General features: G+C 73.2%; 16 protein-coding genes. 9 read left to right on the forward strand and 7 right to left on the reverse strand.

What is annotated here, in order from left to right:
- Nucleotides 1-181 precede the first annotated feature (181 nt).
- Nucleotides 182-646, reverse strand: coding sequence for a hypothetical protein (locus KZQ38_RS24935; protein ID WP_219444997.1), 465 nt, complete (start codon nt 644-646; stop codon nt 182-184).
- 180 nt (nt 647-826) lie between these two features.
- On the opposite strand from KZQ38_RS24935, the gene prcB reads away from it, so the two are divergent.
- Both prcB and KZQ38_RS24945 read left to right on the forward strand, forming a co-directional pair.
- Nucleotides 827-1,615 carry a proteasome subunit beta gene (gene prcB / locus KZQ38_RS24940; RefSeq protein ID WP_219444999.1) on the forward strand — a complete coding sequence of 263 codons (789 nt, stop codon included), beginning with the start codon at nt 827-829 and terminating at the stop codon, nt 1,613-1,615.
- A 69-nt stretch (nt 1,616-1,684) separates the two neighbouring features.
- On the forward strand, nt 1,685-3,241 hold the full coding sequence (locus KZQ38_RS24945; RefSeq protein ID WP_219445001.1) for a hypothetical protein: 1,557 nt from the start codon (nt 1,685-1,687) through the stop codon (nt 3,239-3,241).
- Between the two features lie 658 nt (nt 3,242-3,899).
- Here the strand turns inward: KZQ38_RS24945 and KZQ38_RS24950 are convergent.
- The gene (locus tag KZQ38_RS24950) at nt 3,900-4,883 is read right to left on the reverse strand and encodes a carbohydrate-binding protein (protein WP_219445003.1); all 984 of its coding nucleotides are present in this window, start codon (nt 4,881-4,883) and stop codon (nt 3,900-3,902) included.
- A 233-nt stretch (nt 4,884-5,116) separates the two neighbouring features.
- On the opposite strand from KZQ38_RS24950, the gene KZQ38_RS24955 reads away from it, so the two are divergent.
- Together KZQ38_RS24955 and KZQ38_RS24960 are read left to right on the forward strand one after the other, a co-directional pair.
- Complete coding sequence (locus KZQ38_RS24955; RefSeq protein WP_219445005.1) at nt 5,117-5,770, forward strand: peptidylprolyl isomerase; 654 nt, start codon at nt 5,117-5,119, stop codon at nt 5,768-5,770.
- Between the two features lie 53 nt (nt 5,771-5,823).
- The gene (locus tag KZQ38_RS24960) at nt 5,824-6,432 is read left to right on the forward strand and encodes a TetR/AcrR family transcriptional regulator (protein ID WP_219445007.1); all 609 of its coding nucleotides are present in this window, start codon (nt 5,824-5,826) and stop codon (nt 6,430-6,432) included.
- A 15-nt stretch (nt 6,433-6,447) separates the two neighbouring features.
- On the opposite strand, the gene KZQ38_RS24965 is transcribed toward KZQ38_RS24960, so the two are convergent.
- Nucleotides 6,448-7,056, reverse strand: coding sequence for a TetR/AcrR family transcriptional regulator (locus KZQ38_RS24965; RefSeq protein ID WP_219445008.1), 609 nt, complete (start codon nt 7,054-7,056; stop codon nt 6,448-6,450).
- Nucleotides 7,057-7,177: 121 nt separating this feature from the next.
- On the opposite strand from KZQ38_RS24965, the gene KZQ38_RS24970 reads away from it, so the two are divergent.
- The 3 genes from KZQ38_RS24970 to KZQ38_RS24980 all read left to right on the forward strand — a co-directional run bounded on the left by KZQ38_RS24970 (nt 7,178) and on the right by KZQ38_RS24980 (nt 10,644).
- Nucleotides 7,178-9,343, forward strand: a complete 2,166-nt coding sequence (locus KZQ38_RS24970) for a glycoside hydrolase family 3 C-terminal domain-containing protein (RefSeq protein ID WP_219445010.1) — start codon at nt 7,178-7,180, stop codon at nt 9,341-9,343.
- Nucleotides 9,344-9,430: 87 nt separating this feature from the next.
- The gene (locus KZQ38_RS24975; RefSeq protein ID WP_219445012.1) at nt 9,431-9,658 is read left to right on the forward strand and encodes a hypothetical protein; all 228 of its coding nucleotides are present in this window, start codon (nt 9,431-9,433) and stop codon (nt 9,656-9,658) included.
- Between the two features lie 203 nt (nt 9,659-9,861).
- The gene (locus KZQ38_RS24980; protein ID WP_219445014.1) at nt 9,862-10,644 is read left to right on the forward strand and encodes a maleylpyruvate isomerase family mycothiol-dependent enzyme; all 783 of its coding nucleotides are present in this window, start codon (nt 9,862-9,864) and stop codon (nt 10,642-10,644) included.
- A gap of 10 nt (nt 10,645-10,654) precedes the next feature.
- On the opposite strand, the gene KZQ38_RS24985 is transcribed toward KZQ38_RS24980, so the two are convergent.
- Both KZQ38_RS24985 and KZQ38_RS24990 read right to left on the reverse strand, forming a co-directional pair.
- The gene (locus KZQ38_RS24985) at nt 10,655-11,137 is read right to left on the reverse strand and encodes an AAA family ATPase (protein WP_308258578.1); all 483 of its coding nucleotides are present in this window, start codon (nt 11,135-11,137) and stop codon (nt 10,655-10,657) included.
- 18 nt (nt 11,138-11,155) lie between these two features.
- Nucleotides 11,156-12,058, reverse strand: a complete 903-nt coding sequence (locus KZQ38_RS24990) for a tetratricopeptide repeat protein (protein ID WP_219445016.1) — start codon at nt 12,056-12,058, stop codon at nt 11,156-11,158.
- Between the two features lie 82 nt (nt 12,059-12,140).
- Between KZQ38_RS24990 and KZQ38_RS24995 the strand changes: the two genes are divergently transcribed.
- On the forward strand, nt 12,141-13,190 hold the full coding sequence (locus tag KZQ38_RS24995) for a DUF2330 domain-containing protein (RefSeq protein WP_219445018.1): 1,050 nt from the start codon (nt 12,141-12,143) through the stop codon (nt 13,188-13,190).
- Here the strand turns inward: KZQ38_RS24995 and KZQ38_RS25000 are convergent.
- On the reverse strand, nt 13,169-13,714 hold the full coding sequence (locus KZQ38_RS25000) for a vitamin K epoxide reductase family protein (RefSeq protein WP_219445020.1): 546 nt from the start codon (nt 13,712-13,714) through the stop codon (nt 13,169-13,171). The genes KZQ38_RS24995 and KZQ38_RS25000 overlap by 22 nt on opposite strands.
- Complete coding sequence (locus KZQ38_RS25005; protein WP_219445022.1) at nt 13,711-14,439, reverse strand: DsbA family protein; 729 nt, start codon at nt 14,437-14,439, stop codon at nt 13,711-13,713. The genes KZQ38_RS25000 and KZQ38_RS25005 overlap by 4 nt, the downstream gene beginning before the upstream one ends.
- A gap of 100 nt (nt 14,440-14,539) precedes the next feature.
- Between KZQ38_RS25005 and KZQ38_RS25010 the strand changes: the two genes are divergently transcribed.
- Nucleotides 14,540-16,417, forward strand: a complete 1,878-nt coding sequence (locus KZQ38_RS25010; RefSeq protein ID WP_219445024.1) for a cytochrome c oxidase assembly protein — start codon at nt 14,540-14,542, stop codon at nt 16,415-16,417.
- The last annotated feature ends 1 nt before the right edge of the window (nt 16,418 follow it).

Here is a 16,418-nt window from a genome sequence, read left to right on the forward strand (position 1 = left end):
CGCCGGTGGTCGGTATGACGATCCGCGCGGGTCGGTCGTTGACCGGCGTTGCTGTACGTCAGCCCGTACGCGGGTCACGCTTGCGCTCGGCGTCAAGCGCGCTACGGGGCTTTCGGTCCCCGGACGACGACGCGGGCCGGGCGGAGGTGATTCCGCCCGGCCCGCGTTCGCGGAGCGCCGCTCAGGAGTGGCGCGGGACGTTCTCGTCCGAGGCGTAGTCCGGGTTGAGCGACAACGCGATGAACGTGAAGGGGCGCGTGACGGAGTTGAAGCCGAGCGGGCAGTGGCGCAGGCCGGCCGGGATGTAGACCGAACCCGTCGTGGTCACCGTGTGCCGCTCGCCCTCGATGTCGAGGTACAGCTCGGCGCCGAGGTCGTGGAGGTTGTCCGGGTCGCTGCCCATCCACATCAACACCTCGTCGTAGGTGTGCTCGTGGTCGTTGACCCAGTGCACCCGTTCCGACGTGGGGTTGATCCAGCTGTACGCCATGTGGACCTTGCTGGCGTCCACGTCGATGCCGCGCATCAACCCGAACGGGTTGCTGATGTTCGCCGGTCGCTCCCCGCCCGCGGCGGCACCCTCGTTGACCAGGTCGTCGGCGCACTCAAGCATGTTCTGGACGAACAGGTGATCGTACTTTCCCATGCGTCTTCTCGCTCCCTACAGGTCGTGTTTCCGCGGCTCGATGCTCTTTCGCCGGGGCGCGTGGAAAAAGACACTCATCACCGGGGTCCTGTCACTGGTCCCACAACCGTCCATTGTGGACAGTGTGGCGCGCGGTCCGCCGCCGTGTGTAGGGTGGGTCGCGCGGGTGGTGGACGACGGATGGGGGAGCTGGTCTTGGACTCGCCGCGGCGGTGGCCCTGCTCGTTCGCCGACCTCATGGCGGAGAACGGCTCCTCGGTGTACGCCCTGCTCCGCAGGGCCGCGGACCCCGCCCTGCCGCGCGCGACCGGTGTGCCGCACGGCACGACCCTCCTGGCGCTGCACTTCCGCGACGGCGTCGTGATGGCCGCCGACCGCCGCGCGACCAGCGGCAACGTCATCGCGCAGCGGGACCTGCGCAAGCTCGAACCGGCGGACGGCCACTCGTGCGTCGCGTTCGCGGGCACGGTCGGGTTCGGCCTGGAGATGGTGCGCCTGTTCCGGCTGGAGCTGCGGCACTACGAGAAGATCGAGGGCGTCGGGCTGAGCTTCCCGGCGAAGGTCAACCGCCTGTCCGCGATGGTGCGCGACAGCCTGGAGCGGGTGATGGCGGGCATGGCCGCCGTGCCGCTGCTCGCGGGCTGGGACGAGGACGAGCGGCGTGGCCGGATCTTCACCTTCGACGTCTCCGGCGCGGCCGCCGAGGAACGTGATTTCGGCGGTGCCGGCTCCGGCTGGCACTTCGCGAAGGGCGCGTTGAAGAAGCTGCACCGGCCCGACCTCGAGCGGGACGAAGCGGTTGGCGTCGCCGTGCGGGCGTTGTTCGACGCGGCCGACGACGATTCGGCCACGGGCGGTCCCGATGTCGCCCGCGGCATCCACCCGACGGTGGCCGTGCTGACCGCGGGGGGTTACGCGGAGGTGCCCGACGTGGAATTGGCCCGGCACGCGGACGCCCTGGTGGCTTGATCACCGTCCACTGTGGATGGTTGTGCCGCTTGATCCCACCGATGGGCCCGGCAGTGCGAGGATTGGCCGGTGGGTGTCGATGAGCTGGTGTGGTGGGCGGTGTCGCTGCTGCCCGAGGACGAGCGGGCGGCGGCCGGCGCGGAGCTGGTCGCGCACGGCGTGCGCCGCCCCGGTCGGGACGAGCCGGCGGTGTTGCCCGCCGAGTTCGCCGAGCGGCGGTTGCGCGCGGCGGACACGGTGCGGGCGTGCGACGACGTGCTGGCCGGGCCGTTCGCCGTCGACTGGCCGGGGCTGGCCGCGGCACACGCGCGCGTGCCGTTCGGCCGGGCACAGCGACGTGCCCTGGTGGCCCGTCCGGACTGCCCGGACGAACTGGTGCCCGCCCTCGTCACGCCCTGGGACCCGCTGGTCGCGGCCCGGGTCGGCGCTCGCGGGCGGGCCGTGCCGCGGTCGGTGCGGCTCGCGGTCACCGCGCGGATCGGGGAGGTGCGGCCCGCGCTGGTGCGCGCGGTGCTGGCGCACGGCGGCCCGGAGGTCGCGACCGAACTCGTGACCGGCGTGCCCCACCTCGGCCTGCTGGTCCGCGCGGTCGACGGGTTCGACCACAACCACGCCGACGTCGTCACGGCGTTCTGGAGCGCGGTCGCCGCCCTGCTCCGCCCGTGGTGCGGTGACGACCCGCGGGCGTGGCGGGCCGCGTCGGCGGCGGTCGGGGAGTGGCCCGGGACGTTCGCCGGCCTGCTCCGCCGGGTCGCCGCGTTGCCCGGCGCGTGCCCCGACCCGAGGGTGCTGGTGCACGCGCCGGTGTTCGCGGAGGTCGTGGCCGCCGCGTCGGACGACGAGGTCGCGGAGATGGCGGCCCGCCACCTGTCCCGGCTGCGGGTCCGGGGTGAGGTGCTGCGGCAGTTCGTGGAGCGGTTGGCGGTGGAGGGCGTCGAGCCGCGTCCGGTGTTCGCCCGGCTGGTGCGCGCGGCACACCCCTCCACGGCCGCCCGCATGTGGGCGCACGGGCAGGACTCCGACCTCGATCGGCTCAACGAGCTGGCCGCGGAGCGGGATCCCGAGTTGCGCCGGTTCCTGGCCGCGCGGCAGCCGCGCCGGGAGCCGGGGGACCTGGTGGCGGCGTTGCGGCGGTGCGCGGGGGCGGTAGAGGCGGAGGCGGTGCTCGCCGGCGTCGACCCGCCGTGGGGCGAGTTGGAGCGGGCGCACGCCGCGCGACCCCTGCCCGAACCCGTGGTGTGCGCGTTGGTCGACCGTCCGGGGTTCCCGCGCGGGCTGGTGTCCGGTCTGTCGGTCGAGCGGGTGACGCTGCTCGCGCCGCGCAGTGCGGAGGTCGCGCGTGTCGCCCTGGCCGGTGACCGGGCCGAGGTGGCGCTCGTCGAGCGCATCCGCCGTGCGGGCACTTTGGGCGACGACGAGCTGATGTCCACCCTCCGGCCCGCGCGGGAGGTGCTGGAGTACCTGCACACCGTGCACCGCCGTGAGCCGGACGACCCGTGGGTGCGGCGGTTCGCGGCGGACGTCCGCCGCGCGGCCCGCAGCCCGGGCTTCTGGACCGCGTTCCGCCGAGCACTCACCACCGCCCGCGGACCGCTCGGCCCCCTGCTCAGTCCGGTGAACGCTTGAGCGAGCCGCCCTCTGCCGGTGGCGTGCGGGTCTGCGGTGCGCCGAAACTTTCAGGGAGCCTGCCTGATAGTTAACCGCGGATCTATCAGGCAGGCTCCCTGAAAGATAATCGCCGCCGCCGAGTCCCACGGGGCCGAGCGATCGTTCGGGATGGGGGCGGGTGGTTCGACTGGCGGACGGCTGTGTGGCGGGGCGGCTGCGCGGGATGGCCGAGTGGCAAGGGCAGCCGGGTTGGGGCTGAGGGATGGGCGGCTGTGCGGGTGCGCGGCGGCGGGCTGGTGGCGCGGCGCGAGGGGGCGGGCGAGGTGCGCAAGGCGCGGGGCGCGAGGCGCGGGGCGCGAGGCGTGGGGCGCGGGGCGAGAGGTGCGGGGCGAGAGGTGCGGGCGAGGTGCGCGAGGGGCGCGGGCGAGGCGCGGGGCGCGGCGCGAGGGGCGCGGGCGCGGCGCGAGGGGCGCGGGCGCGGCGCGAGGTGCGCGGGCGCGGCGCGAGGTGCGCGGGCGAGGGGCGTGGGGCGAGGGGTGCGGCGCGGGGCGGAGGCGGCGAGTGGTGTTCGGGTGGTTGGGCGGGGTGTGCCGGGTTGGGGCGGGACGGGGGCCGGAGGGTGACCGGTGGGGTGCCCGGGTGCGCGCCGGGCACCCCACCGGTCACCCGGCGCAGGTCAGTTGGTCACCTTCCAGTAGCTGTTCGCCGTGGGCAGCGAGAAGGTCAGCCCGGAGCAGCCGAAGTCGGCGTTCGACACGCTGCTCGGAGGGGTCACCGAGGAGTTGGCCGTGGTGAGCGTGTTCCACGTCCCGCCCGTCCTGATCTTGATGTTGCTCGCGTGGAACTCGGCCCCGACGGTCTCGGTGCAGTAGTAGCCCTCGTTGGTGTCGGGGTTGTAGTTCGTGTAGACCTCGAACATGTCCCAGCCGCCGTGTGTTTCGGTCAGCTTGGAAGTGTTCGCGCTGGTGAACACCGTGTCCCAGGACGACGTCGTGTAGTTGTACAGGTAGGCGGTCCACGAGTTGGTCACCGGGTTGGTCTGCACGTCCTGCACCGTGTACGCGGGCCGACCCTGGAACGTCGTGGTGTACGTGTTCACGAAGTAGGTGTCGATCGGGATGATCGCGGCGAAGCCGGGCGACGCCGCGCACCAGTCCCACGCCGCGACGGCGTTGCCGTACTTCCAGTAGTACGTGGTCACCTCGATGCACGTCTTGCCGCTCGGGTCGAGCGTCGGCGCGTAGACCACGTCGGGGTTGTCCGGGGACATGCTGATGTCCGGGTTGACGGTGTGCGTGGCCTGCGCCCCCTCGGAGGCGGAGTACGGGAACGCGCCCCAGCCGGAGTGCTTCTCGCCGGTCCACGGCGGGAGCACCCGGGCGGGACCGTTGTCGCGGGCGGCGTCCCGCGACTCGGACAGCTTCCGGAACTGGACGCCCACCGTGGACTCGGTGACGGCTCTCGCTTCCGCACCACGCGCGCCGGGTACGAGTCGACCGCTGACGGGTGCTTCCGGTGGAGGCGCGGCGATACCGGCTTCGTCCACAGTGGACGCGGAGGAGGGTGTGCCGCCCGCCGCCACGAGCAGGCCGGCGGTGAGCGCTGCCAGTGCTGCCCGACCGAACCGCGCGCGGCGCGATCGGGGCGATGATAAGGACACGGCTGTCCTTTCGGTAGGGAGATCGGCTGACCGCATGGAGATGTCCCCGGACATGCGGTACCCGAAGCGTGCACGCCCAACGCGAATGTTGCTATAGGTCAACCGGTTGACTCACGGTGCGCGAGCGGACCCCGTCCGGCGGGGGCGCGAGTGTCCACTGCGCCGCACGGGCGGAACCACGCGCCCCGAAGCGGTTTTGCCCGTGGCCGGTCGATCGGCGCTAACCTCCGTCCATGAGAAGGTTTGCCGTAACCGGTGTCGTCCTGCTCATGACCCTGGCGGGTGCCGCGGCACCGGCCGTCGCCGCGCCGGGAGCGGCGAAACCCGTCGTGCGTTGCGAGTTCACGCCGACCCCGGACCGGCCGGCCGCGAAACCGGTCCGGCCGCCCACGCCGACCGCGTCCACGAAGGGCACCGCGTTCGCGGTGCTGCGCACCAACTACGGCGAAGTCGTCGTCGCGCTCGACCGCTCCAACGCGCCGTGCGCGGTGCACAACTTCACGCACCTCGTGCGCAGCCTCTTCTACCACCACACCCAGTGCTTCCGGCTGACGAACTCGGCCCGGCTGGGCGTGTTGCAGTGCGGCGACATCCACCGCGCCGAAGAAGGCGGCCCCGGCTACCGGTTCGCCGACGAGGTGACCGGCCGCGAGACGTACCCGCGCGGCACCATCGCGATGGGCAACCAGGGTCCGGGCACGAACGGCAGCGAGTTCTTCATCGTGCACTCGCACGCCAACATCCCGCCCGTGTACAGCGTTCTCGGCCGGGTGGTGCACGGCATGGACACGCTGGACCGGATCGTGGCGGCCGGTATCGCGGGCGACGCGCAGGACGGGTTGCCGAAGCACCCGGTGCGCATCCACTGGGCGGTCACGTTGTTCTGAGCCACCCTGTTCTCGGCCCGCCGGAGGCGGCCGGTGCAGGTGAGGAGCGGTCGGTGACGGGCGAGGAGCAGACCCGCAGGAAGCGCAGCGGACGCCGGGCCGGGCCGACGAGCAGCCACGACGCGATCCTGGAGGCGGCACGCGCGAAGTTCGCCGAGAACGGCTTCGAGGGCGCGACGATGCGTGCCATCGCCGCCGCCGCCGACGTCGACTCCGCGTTGCTGCACCACTTCTTCCTGACCAAGGACGGCCTGTTCACCGCCGCCGTGCGGGACGTGTTCGCGGTGCCCGACCTGGTGGCGACCGTCGTCGCCGGCGACCCGGCGGGCGCGGGGGAGCGCCTGGCCCGCGCGTTCCTCGTGCACTGGGACGACCCGGAGGTCCGGCCGCGCGTGGAGGCGTTGATCCGCTCCGTGCGGTCGTTCGACGGCGCGGCCGGGACCGTGCGGGACTTCCTGGCGGGCGACGTGCTCGGCCCCGTGGTCGCGGCCTTCGGGGGCGGCCGACCCGACCTGCGCGCCTCGTTGCTCGGGACGCACCTGCTGGGCGTCGTGTACATGCGCTACGTGCTCCGCAGCGAACCGCTGGCGTCCATGGAGGCGACCGAACTCGCGGCGACCATCGGCGAGGCGTGCCAGAGCTACCTCACCGAGCGGTTCTGAGCCGAGCGCACCACGTCACGCCAGCGGCCCGGTCAGGTACCGCTGGACCACCCGCCCCACGACGCGGGTCAGGACCGCGAGGCCCGCACCCGTCAGGGCCGGGTCGCAGACCAGGTGCCTGCCGAGCGCCAACGCCACGACCTGCGCGGCGACCAGGGAGGCGCGCAGCTCGGGCCGGTCCGGGCTGACGTGCCGGGCGATGGTGCCGAAGAACGGCACGACGAACGACTCCCGCGCGAGGTCCGCGACGTCGACGCTGTTCAACGCCGCGGTGAGGCGCACCAGGGAGTTGGGCGAGGCTTCCCACAGCTCCAGCATGAACCGCACGACCCGCTCGCCGATCTTGTCGTGGGCGCCCGCCAGCACGTGCGCGGCCAACTCCTGCGGCGCGTCGAACACCCGCACCGCGCGCAGCAGCAACTCGTCTTTGGAACCGAAGTAGTGCCGCACCAGGCCGGGGTCCACCCCCGCGCGACGCGCGATGCTCCGCACGCCCGCGCCGTGGAAGCCGCGTTCGAAGATCTCCTGCCGGGCGACGTGGAGCAGCAGCTCCCGCGTGGAGGACGCGGTGGTCGGGTCCAGCTCCACGACACCACCGCCCTGTCCTCGTCCGCTCGTTGCCATTCGGGTGTCACCCGACGTTACCGAAACGCGACTGTGCGCGCTCGGCGGTCGGCGGACACCGTGCGCTTACGACAGAGCGGCGCTACGTTACGTGCGGTCACGGGCGAAGGGGCTCCGACAGATGAATGCGCACCTCACCGCGGCGGAGCAGGCCGCGCTCACCAGCGGCGCCGACTTCTGGCACACCACGGCGGTCGGGTCGGCCGGGATACCCGCCATCACGCTGACCGACGGCCCGCACGGCGTGCGCTTGGCGGTCACGCCCGGTGACCCGCTCACCGGGCAGCCCGCCACGTGCTTCCCGCCCGCGGTCACCGCGGCGTCCACGTGGGACCCGGACCTGGTGCGGCGCATGGGCGAGGCGTTGGGGGACGAAGCACGCGCCATGGGCGTGTCCGTCCTGCTCGGGCCGGCCGTGAACCTCAAGCGCAGCCCGCTGTGCGGGCGCAACTTCGAATACTTCTCGGAGGACCCGCTGCTGACCGCCGCGCTGGGTGTCGCGTGGGTGTGCGGTGTGCAGAGCCGGGGTGTGGGCGCGTCGCTCAAGCACTTCGCGGCCAACAGCCAGGAGACCGATCGGATGCGGGTCAGCTCCGACGTGGACGAGCGGACGTTGCGCGAGTTGTACCTGCGCGCGTTCGCCTGCGTGGTCCGGAAGGCACGGCCGTGGACCGTGATGTGCTCGTACAACCGGCTCAACGGCGTGCACGTCGCGCAGCACCGCTGGTTGCTCACCGAGGTGCTGCGTGGCGAGTGGGGCTTCGACGGCGTGGTCGTCTCCGACTGGGGCGCGGTGGTGGACCGGGTCGCCTCCGTGGCCGCCGGGCTCGACCTGACCATGCCCGGACCCGACGCCGCGGGTGACCGCGCGCTGGTCGACGCCGTCCGCACCGGCCGCTTGGACCAGCAGGTGCTCACCCGGTCCGCCGACCGCGTGCGTGCGCTGGTGGGGCGGTGCGCCGCCCACGCGACCGCCGGGTACGACGTGGACGCGCACCACGCGCTCGCCCGTGAGATCGCCGCGCGTGGCATCGTGCTGCTCAAGAACGACGGCGTCCTGCCGCTCGGCGCGGGCTCGATCGCCGTGCTGGGCGAGTACGCGCGCACGCCCCGCTACCAGGGCGGCGGCAGTTCCGCCATCACGCCTACCCGCCTGGACGACGCGCTGAGCGAGATCACCGCCGCCACCTCGGCCCGGGTGGCGTTCGCGCCCGGCTACGACTCCGCCGAACCCGATCCGGCGCTGCTGGCCGAGGCCGCCGAGCTGGCGCGGACCAGTGACGTCGCGCTCGTGTTCGTCGGCACGCCGGCGGAGACCGAGGGCGTGGACCGGGCGTCGCTCGACCTGCCCGTGGCGCACCTGGAACTGGTCCAGCAGGTGGTGGCGGCCAACCCGCGCACCGTGGTCCTGCTCTGCAACGGCGGCGTGGTGCGCACGGCGCCGTGGGACGCGGCCGTGCCCGGCCTGGTGGAGTGCTGGCTGCCCGGCCAGGCGGGCGGGGGCGCGATCGCGGACGTCCTGTTCGGGCGCGTCAACCCGTCCGGTCGGCTGGCCGAGACCATCCCGCGCCGCCTCGTCGACCACCCGTCGCACCTGGACTTCCCGGGCGGTGACGGCCACCTGCGTTACGGCGAGGGCGTGCACGTCGGGTACCGGGGTTTCGACGCGCGGGAGCAGGAGGTGTCCTACGCCTTCGGCTTCGGGCTGTCGTACACGACCTTCGCGTACGGCGCCGCGACCGCGACGGCGGACCAGCACGGGATACGCGTCCGGGTGCCGGTGACCAACACCGGCGACCGCGACGGGCGCGAGGTCGTGCAGGCGTACGTGAGCCGGCCCGGTTCACGGGTCCGCCGCGCGCCGCGCGAGCTGAAGGCGTTCGCGAACGTGCCGATCGCGGCCGGGGAGACCGCCGAGGTGGTGCTGGAGATCGCCCGCGACGACCTCGCGCACTGGGACGTGCGGCTGTCCCGGTGGGTGGTGGAGGGCGGGCCGCACCACGTGGCGGTCGGCGCGTCCTCGCGCGACCTGCGCACCACGGCTGTGGTGGAGGTGGACGGCGACGACGTGCGCGTGCCGCTGACCGGGCAGTCCAGCCTCGCCGAGTGGTTCGCCGACCCGCGTGGCGCGCGCGTGCTCGGGTCGGCGCTCGACGGGCCCGCGATCGACCCGGCCCTGCTCACCCTCGCCGCCGCGATGCCGCTCGACCGGCTGGCGAAGATGTTCCCCGGCGGCCCGCTGGACCCGGCGGCGGTGGCCAGGCTGGTGGCCGCGGTGAACTCCTGACCGCCCCTGTCACCCGCGGGTGATGTGTTGAGCGCGCCGCGACGGGTACGCACAGGGGCGAAGCTTCGAGACGGAGGAGGGTTACCAGTGTCCAGCACCGAGACCGGTCATGTGACGGGTACGCAGGACAAGGACTACAACATCATCTGGTTCGTCGAGGCGTGCCTGAGCAACGTGCTGCGGTTGGAGACCTACATCGCCGACGCGGACCGCGCCGGCGACCACGAGCTGTCGGACTTCTTCCGCCGGGCGCAGGAGGAGAGCCGCAAGGGCGCGGAGCAGGGCAAGGCGCTCCTGGCCCGCCGCCTGTCCTGAGCCACGCGGTCGGCTCGTGTCGGGCCGCCCCCGCGTCCTGAGACGGCGGGGCGGGAGCCGGGCGGTCGCGGCTCGATGGCGGCGGCGCGGCCTGTGTCCTGAGACGGCCGTCGTGCCCCGTCGGTCGGCCGGTGGTCGTCCCGAGCGGGTCCGGCGCGTCGGCGCGCCGAAAACCTGTTGCGGCGCTTCAGTACGGTGGCGGCATGGCTGTGGGCTTCGACCGCTACCGCACCGAAATCCTCGCGCAGACCGAACTGCTCCGGGCGACCACGCGTGGTGGGGACCCGGCGGTCCGGGTGCCGACCTGCCCGGACTGGAACGTCGGCCAGCTGCTCCGCCACGTCGTCGGCGTCCAGACGTGGATCGGGACGATCGTCGGCACCAGGTCCACCGAGCCGGTGTCCGACGACGTGGTGAACGACCTCGACGCCTACGCGAACGAGGACCTGGCGGTGGTGGACGGCGTGCTGGCGGCCGGCGCCGCGCGGCTGGCCGACGCGCTGCGCGAGGTCGGGCCGGACGAGCGCGTGTGGTCGGTCGTGGACGGTGAAACCGAGACCACGCCGGTCTTCTGGGCCCGGCGGGCGATGCACGAGACCGCCCTGCACCGCGCGGACGCCGCCTTCGCGCTGGGCCGCGACTACGCGCTGGACCCGGACGTCGCGCGGGACGGCGTGGACGAGTGGATGGTCAACGGCAGCGTCCCCGAGGCGTACGAGGGCGTGCCGGACCTGCTGGGCCCGGGTCGGTCCCTGTGCTTCCGCGCTTCGGACGACGACGCGTCGTGGTTCGTCGACCTCACGGGTTCCGCGCCGGTGTGGCGGCGTGGCGCGGGGGAGGCGGCGGCGACCGCGCGCGGGCCGCTGGTCGACCTGCTGCTCCTGCTCTACCGGCGGCCGGCCGCGGGTGTCGAGGTCACCGGCGACGCGGACCTGCTCGAACGGTGGTTGGACAGCACCGGGTTCTGGCTGCGGATCCCGGACTGACCGCGGCGGGTCAGCGCCGGGCCGGTGGTGGCCCGGCGAGCGCCGCCAACCGGTCCACCACCTCGGCGACCGGCCGCCTGGTGTCGATCTCGGCCGTCGCCGACGCGCGGAGCAGTGGTTCGACCTCGGCGGTGTCCCGCGTGATCCGGTCCCGGTCGGCGGCGGTCCTGCCGAAGGGGTTGGTGTCGCGGGTGGCGACCCGGTCCAGCAGCACGTCCAGGGGCGCGCTGAGGAGGACGACCTCGGCGAACCGGGGGTAGAAGGCGCCCTGGTTCCACACCGTGCCCGCGATGAACAGCGGCTCGCCGGACCGCTCGTGCTCCGCGATCAACGCGTCGACCAGGTCGGCCCGCCACTGGCGTTCCCCGCCGTGCGCCACCTCCACCCAGTCGCCGTAATCCGTGTCCACCACGCGGTAGCCACGCCGCGCCAGGCCGTCCAGCGCGGTCGACTTCCCGGTGCCGGACATGCCCGTCACGAAGATCACCGCCACCCGCGCACCGTACCCGGGTCAGCGGGTCAGGCCCATGGCCCCCAGCGTGCCGTCCACGTCGAAGCCCAGTTCCTCGGCCAGGACGAGGAAGCCCTCCGCCTGGTCCCGGTCGACGGGCAGGCCGCCGTCGCCGACCAGGCACATGACACCGGCCGTGTACGCGGCCTTCGCGTGGCCCGCCTCGGCGGCCCTGGCGTACCAGTCGAGCGCGATCGCCGGGTCGTGCGGCACGCCGCGGCCCGTCGCGTGCATGCCGGCGAGGTTCGCCATGGCCCGCGCGCTGCCCAGTTCGGCGGCCCGGGTGGTCCAGCGCATCGACTCGTCCTCGTCGGCGGGCACGCCGTCGCCGGTCGAGTGCAGGACGCTCAGCTCGAACGCCGCGTCGGCGTGCCCGCGCTCGGCCGCCGCGAGCTGGTACCGCACCGCGGCGGCCGGGTCGGCGGGGCGACCGTAACCCTGGTGCGCCAGGTAACCCGCGAGCACGAGTGCGTCCGCGTTCTCCGGGTCGGCGGCGAGGAGCTGGTCCAGCCGCTCGGCGGCGTCGGTCGCGTGCACGGCGCTGCGCGCGAAGTAGGCGACCCGGATCCAGCCGAGCGCGCCCGCCGCCGAACCGGCCCGGTCGGCGTTGCGGTACGCGGTGATGGCGGCGTCCAGGTCCTGGTCCGGGTACGGCGCCCAGGGCGCGGCCCCGTGCGCGCGGAGCCTGCCGAGTTCCAGCCAGGCGTCCACGACGCCCGCGTGGCCCGCGCGTTCCAGGCCGGCGACCAGCAGCGCGGGCGCGTCCCCGGGCAGCAGTCCGATGAGGTGTTCGTTGCGGACGAAGGCGTCCCGCAGCGCGCACGCCGCGGTGAACAGCTCCGCGCCGCCGCTGTTCTCCTCCGCGAGCAGCCGGGACAGGGTTTCGTAGCTCGATGCGCCCATCGCACCACCTTGCCATTCCCGGTCGGGTCGACTCGACGCCGGGTCCCGGGAACCCCGCGGGCATCCGCCACGTCCCACGGCCGTGCGCAGAGTCCGGATCGCGACCCGGGTGGCGGCCGTGGTGGCCGCGGCCGTCGCCCTCGTCATCGTCAACCCCGCCGTGTCAGGGGCGTGCGCGTGTGGTGCGTTCGTCGCCAACGACAAGCTGAGCACGCAGCGGGAGACGGCGTTGGTCGAGCTGACCGGGCGCACGGAGGCCATCACGCTGTCCGTGCTGACCCGGTCCACAGCGGACCGGGCGGCGTTCCTGATGCCGGTGCCCGCGCGTGCCCGCTTCGAGGTGGCGAACGGGGCGTTGTTCGGCGAACTCGACGAGGTCAGCCGGCCGCGGGTGGAGGTGCGCGAGGTCGTCGCGGACGGCGACGGCGTCGGCGGCGCGCCACCCGGTGCCGGTGCGACGGTGGTGGACCGGGTCGAGGTGGGGCCGTACGACGTGGCGCAGCTCAGCGGGACCGACGTCACCGCGGTGACCGAGTGGTTGGGGGACAACGACTTCACCCTGCCCCCCGACCTCGGCGGCGCGCTCGCGCCGTACCTGGCGGACGGCTGGTTGGTCGTCGCGGTCCGGTTGGCGCCGACGTCCGGCAGCCTCTCCGCCGGGCTGCCGCCGATGCGCTTGACCTTCGAGACCGACACCCCGGTGTACCCGATGCGGTTGTCCGCGGTGGCCGACCGCGTCCAGCCCCTGCGCCTGTACGTGCTGGCCGACCACCGCGTGGACGTCGGCAACCCCGCACCGCGCGGGAACGCCCCGGAGCTGACCTTCGCCGGCGAGGTGCGGCCGGACGCGCGGTACCCGGAGCTGTCGGCGTTGTTGTCCGGGCCGCGCTTCCTCACCCGCTACGACGGGGAGTTCCGGCCGCAGCACATCACCGACGACATCCGCATCACCCGTGCGGCTACGGACGAGCCCTACCAAGCCGTCGTGGTGGTCACGAAGTACGTCCGGTCGCCGTGGCGCTCCCCGGTCGTCTACGCGGTCGGTGCGGCCGTGTTGATCGTCGGGGCGGTACTGCTGCTGCGGTGGCGCAAGCGGGGCAGGGCCACCGATCACAGCAGGCTCGACCAGTAGTCCCAGAACGCCGACAGCACCAACGCGGCGATCACGGCGTACCAGAGGACGAGCACCGCGCTGTGCACGCGCCGCAACGGGGCGAGCGCCGGCCACGTGTCGAGCGTCGTGTACCAGAACACCGGGATGGTCACGACCCACACCACCGTGCAGTACGGGCACAAAGCGCGGATGTCGTACAGACTGGCCGCGATCAGCCAGTGCACGAACACGACCCCGAACACCGTGCCCACGTGGAACGCCACCCGGTACCAGCGCGGTGGGTGGAACCCGGCCAGCACGGCGACACCGGTGGTCACCACGACCGCGAACGCCGCGATGCCCAGCAACGGGTTGGGGAAGCCGAACGCCGCCGCCTGAGGACTGTCCATCACGGACCCGCACGACACCACGGGGTTGAGCGAGCACGTCGGCACGTAGGTCGGGTCACGCAGCCGGGCGATCTTCTCCAGCGTCAGCACGACGGCGGCGACCAGGCCCGCGCCGCCACCGAGCACCAGCAGCCAGGCGAGGCGGCGGCTCACCGGGCGAGCGCCGCGTCGAGCCGGGCCCGCAACGCGCGGCCGACGTCGGCGACCGTGCCGCCCGCCTCGAACCGCTCGCCGTCGACGAAGAACGTCGGTGTGCCCGAGACGCCGAGCTTCGCGCCGTCGGCCAGGTCCCTGTCCACGGCGGCCCGCGTCTCGGGCGACCGCACGTCGGCCCGGAACCGCGCCAGGTCCAGCCCGATGTCCGCGGCGGACCGCTCGAACCACGCGGTGGCCCGGTCGGTGTCGGCGCCGATGCGCTCACCCTCGACCGCCCACTGGTCGTAGCCCTCGTAGAGGGCGTGGTACATCTCGCGGTACTTGCCCTGCTTCCCGGCGGCTTCGGCGGCGAGCGCCGCGGGGACCGCCAGCGGGTGCATCCGCAGCGGGAAGTTGCGTGGCACGAACGTGATGCGCCCCTGGTAGTCCTGCTCGATCTGCTTGGTCACGTTCGCGTAGTAGGTCGCGCACGCGGGGCACTGGAAGTCCAGGAACTCCACGAGGGTGACCCGGTCACCCTCCACCTTGGACAGGGTGTGGGCGCCGTTGGGCACCAGCGTGTCCTGAGTGGCCGCCGCGCTCTCGTCGGACCGGTTGGTCACCAGCACACCGCCGAGCACGGCGGCGGCGACGAGGACGACGACGGCCGTCAGGACGACGTTGAGCGACGGACCGCGACGTGCGGTGACGGGATTGCGCTTCGGGCGGGAGGTGCGTGGCATCGGAGGGGCCTCTGTCTCGGGAACACGTCCGTCCAGTTGGTCGGACCACAGCCCGAGTAGTTCCGGGAACCACTGTGGTGGTTCACCCGACCTGGTGGATGTGAAGGTGGACAGGGCCGCTGTTGTCGCGGTTGTCACAGCGTTGGCGTGCGTCGCCGTGGTGGTCGTCCTCGCCGGTGACGTGCACGCGCCGCTCGGCGACACCGATCCCGGCCGGGTGGCGTCGCTGGTGTTCGGCGTGGTGCGGCTGGTGGCGTTCGCGGCCGGGAGCGTGGCGGCGGGCGCGGCGGCGTTCGCCGTCCTCGTGGTGCCCTCGGTCCGAGGCGGTTTCACGGCGGACGCCTACGCGGCCGTGCGGTTGGCGTCCGGTGCGGCGGCGGTGTGGGCGGTCTCGGCGTTCGCGGCGGTGCCGTTGGCGGCGGGTGACGCGTCCGGGCAGCCGCCGTCGGTGGTGTGGGAGCACCTGCCGGACCTGGTCGCGGCGACCGACGAACCGAAGGCGTGGCTGGCGGTGGCGCTGGTCGCCGGCGTCGTCGCGCTGGGCGCGCGGGTGACGCTCACGTGGCCGACCGCCGTGCTGTGGCTGGTGCTGTCGGTGGTCGGGTTGTTGCCCCCGGTGGTGTTCGGGCACGTGTCCGTGGGCGCGGGGCACGACATCACCACCAACGCGATGGTGTGGCACATGCCCGCGGCGGCGGTGTGGGTCGGCGCCCTCGTCGCGTTGCGCGGGTTCCTGCGGCGGCCCGGTGCGGACCGCGACCGGGTGGTGCGCCGGTTCCGCCTGCTGACCGGCGGGTGCCTGGCCGTGCTGGTGTTGTCGGGTGTGGTCGTGGCCGTGGTGCTGGCGGGGTCGGGCGGGTTGCTGTCCGGCTACGGTGCGTTGCTGGCGCTGAAGGCGTCGGTGTGCTTGGTGGTCCCGTTGCTGCGTCGTCTCCGCGGCGCGCCGTTCACCGTGGAACTGCTCGCGTTGGGTGTCGCGTTCGGCGCTTCGGTCGGGCTGACCCACCTCGTGCCGCCGTCGTGGCGGGAGCTGCGACCGTCCATCCGGGAAACGATCCTCGGGTACGACCTGGCGGAACCGCCCTCGGCGACGCGCCTGCTGCTGGAGTGGCGCCCGGACCTGGTGTTCGGCCTCGGTGCGGTGTTCGCGGCGGTGTTGTACGTCGCGGGCGTGCGGGTGTTGCGCCGCCGAGGGGACGCGTGGCCCGCACGGCGCGTCGCGGCGTGGCTCGCCGGTTGCGCGGTGGTGGTCGTCGTGACGTCATCCGGCGTCGGCAAGTACGCACCCGGCACGTTCAGCATGCACATGGTCGCCCACATGTCGTTGAACATGCTCGCGCCCGTGCTGCTCGTGTTGGGAGGTGCGGTGACGCTTGCCCTGCGTGTGCTGCCGTCTGGGCCACGTGGATGGTTGGTGGCGTTGTTGCACTGCCGTGCTTCCCGTCTGGTGACGCATCCGGCGGTGGCCGCCGTCGTGTTCGTGGGTTCGTTCTACGTCCTGTACTTCTCCGACCTGTTCGGCACGGCCATGGGGCAGCACTGGGCGCACCAGGTGATGAACCTGCACTTCCTGGTGTCCGGCTACGTCTTCTACTGGCTCGTGGTCGGTGTGGACCGCCCACCACGTCCGTTGCCGCACCTCGCGAAGCTCGGTCTGCTGTTCGCGGTCATGCCGTTCCACGCGTTCTTCGGCGTGATCCTCATGAGCAGCGGAACGGTGATCGCCGAGACCTTCTACCGGCGCCTGTCACTCACGTGGGTGCCGGACCTGCTGACCGACCAACGGCTCGGCGGCGGCATCGCGTGGGCGACCGGCGAGGTGCCGATGCTCGTCGTGGTGGTCGCGTTGCTCGCGCAGTGGGCGTCGGCGGACCGGCGGGAGGCGGTTCGGCTGGACCGCCGGTTGGACAGTGGTGAGGACGATCGGCTGGCCGCCTACAACGCGATGCTCGCCGAGTTGTCCGGTCGGCGGGATTGAA

Source organism: Saccharothrix obliqua (assembly GCF_019375475.1).
GTDB classification, from domain to species: domain Bacteria; phylum Actinomycetota; class Actinomycetes; order Mycobacteriales; family Pseudonocardiaceae; genus Actinosynnema; species Actinosynnema obliqua.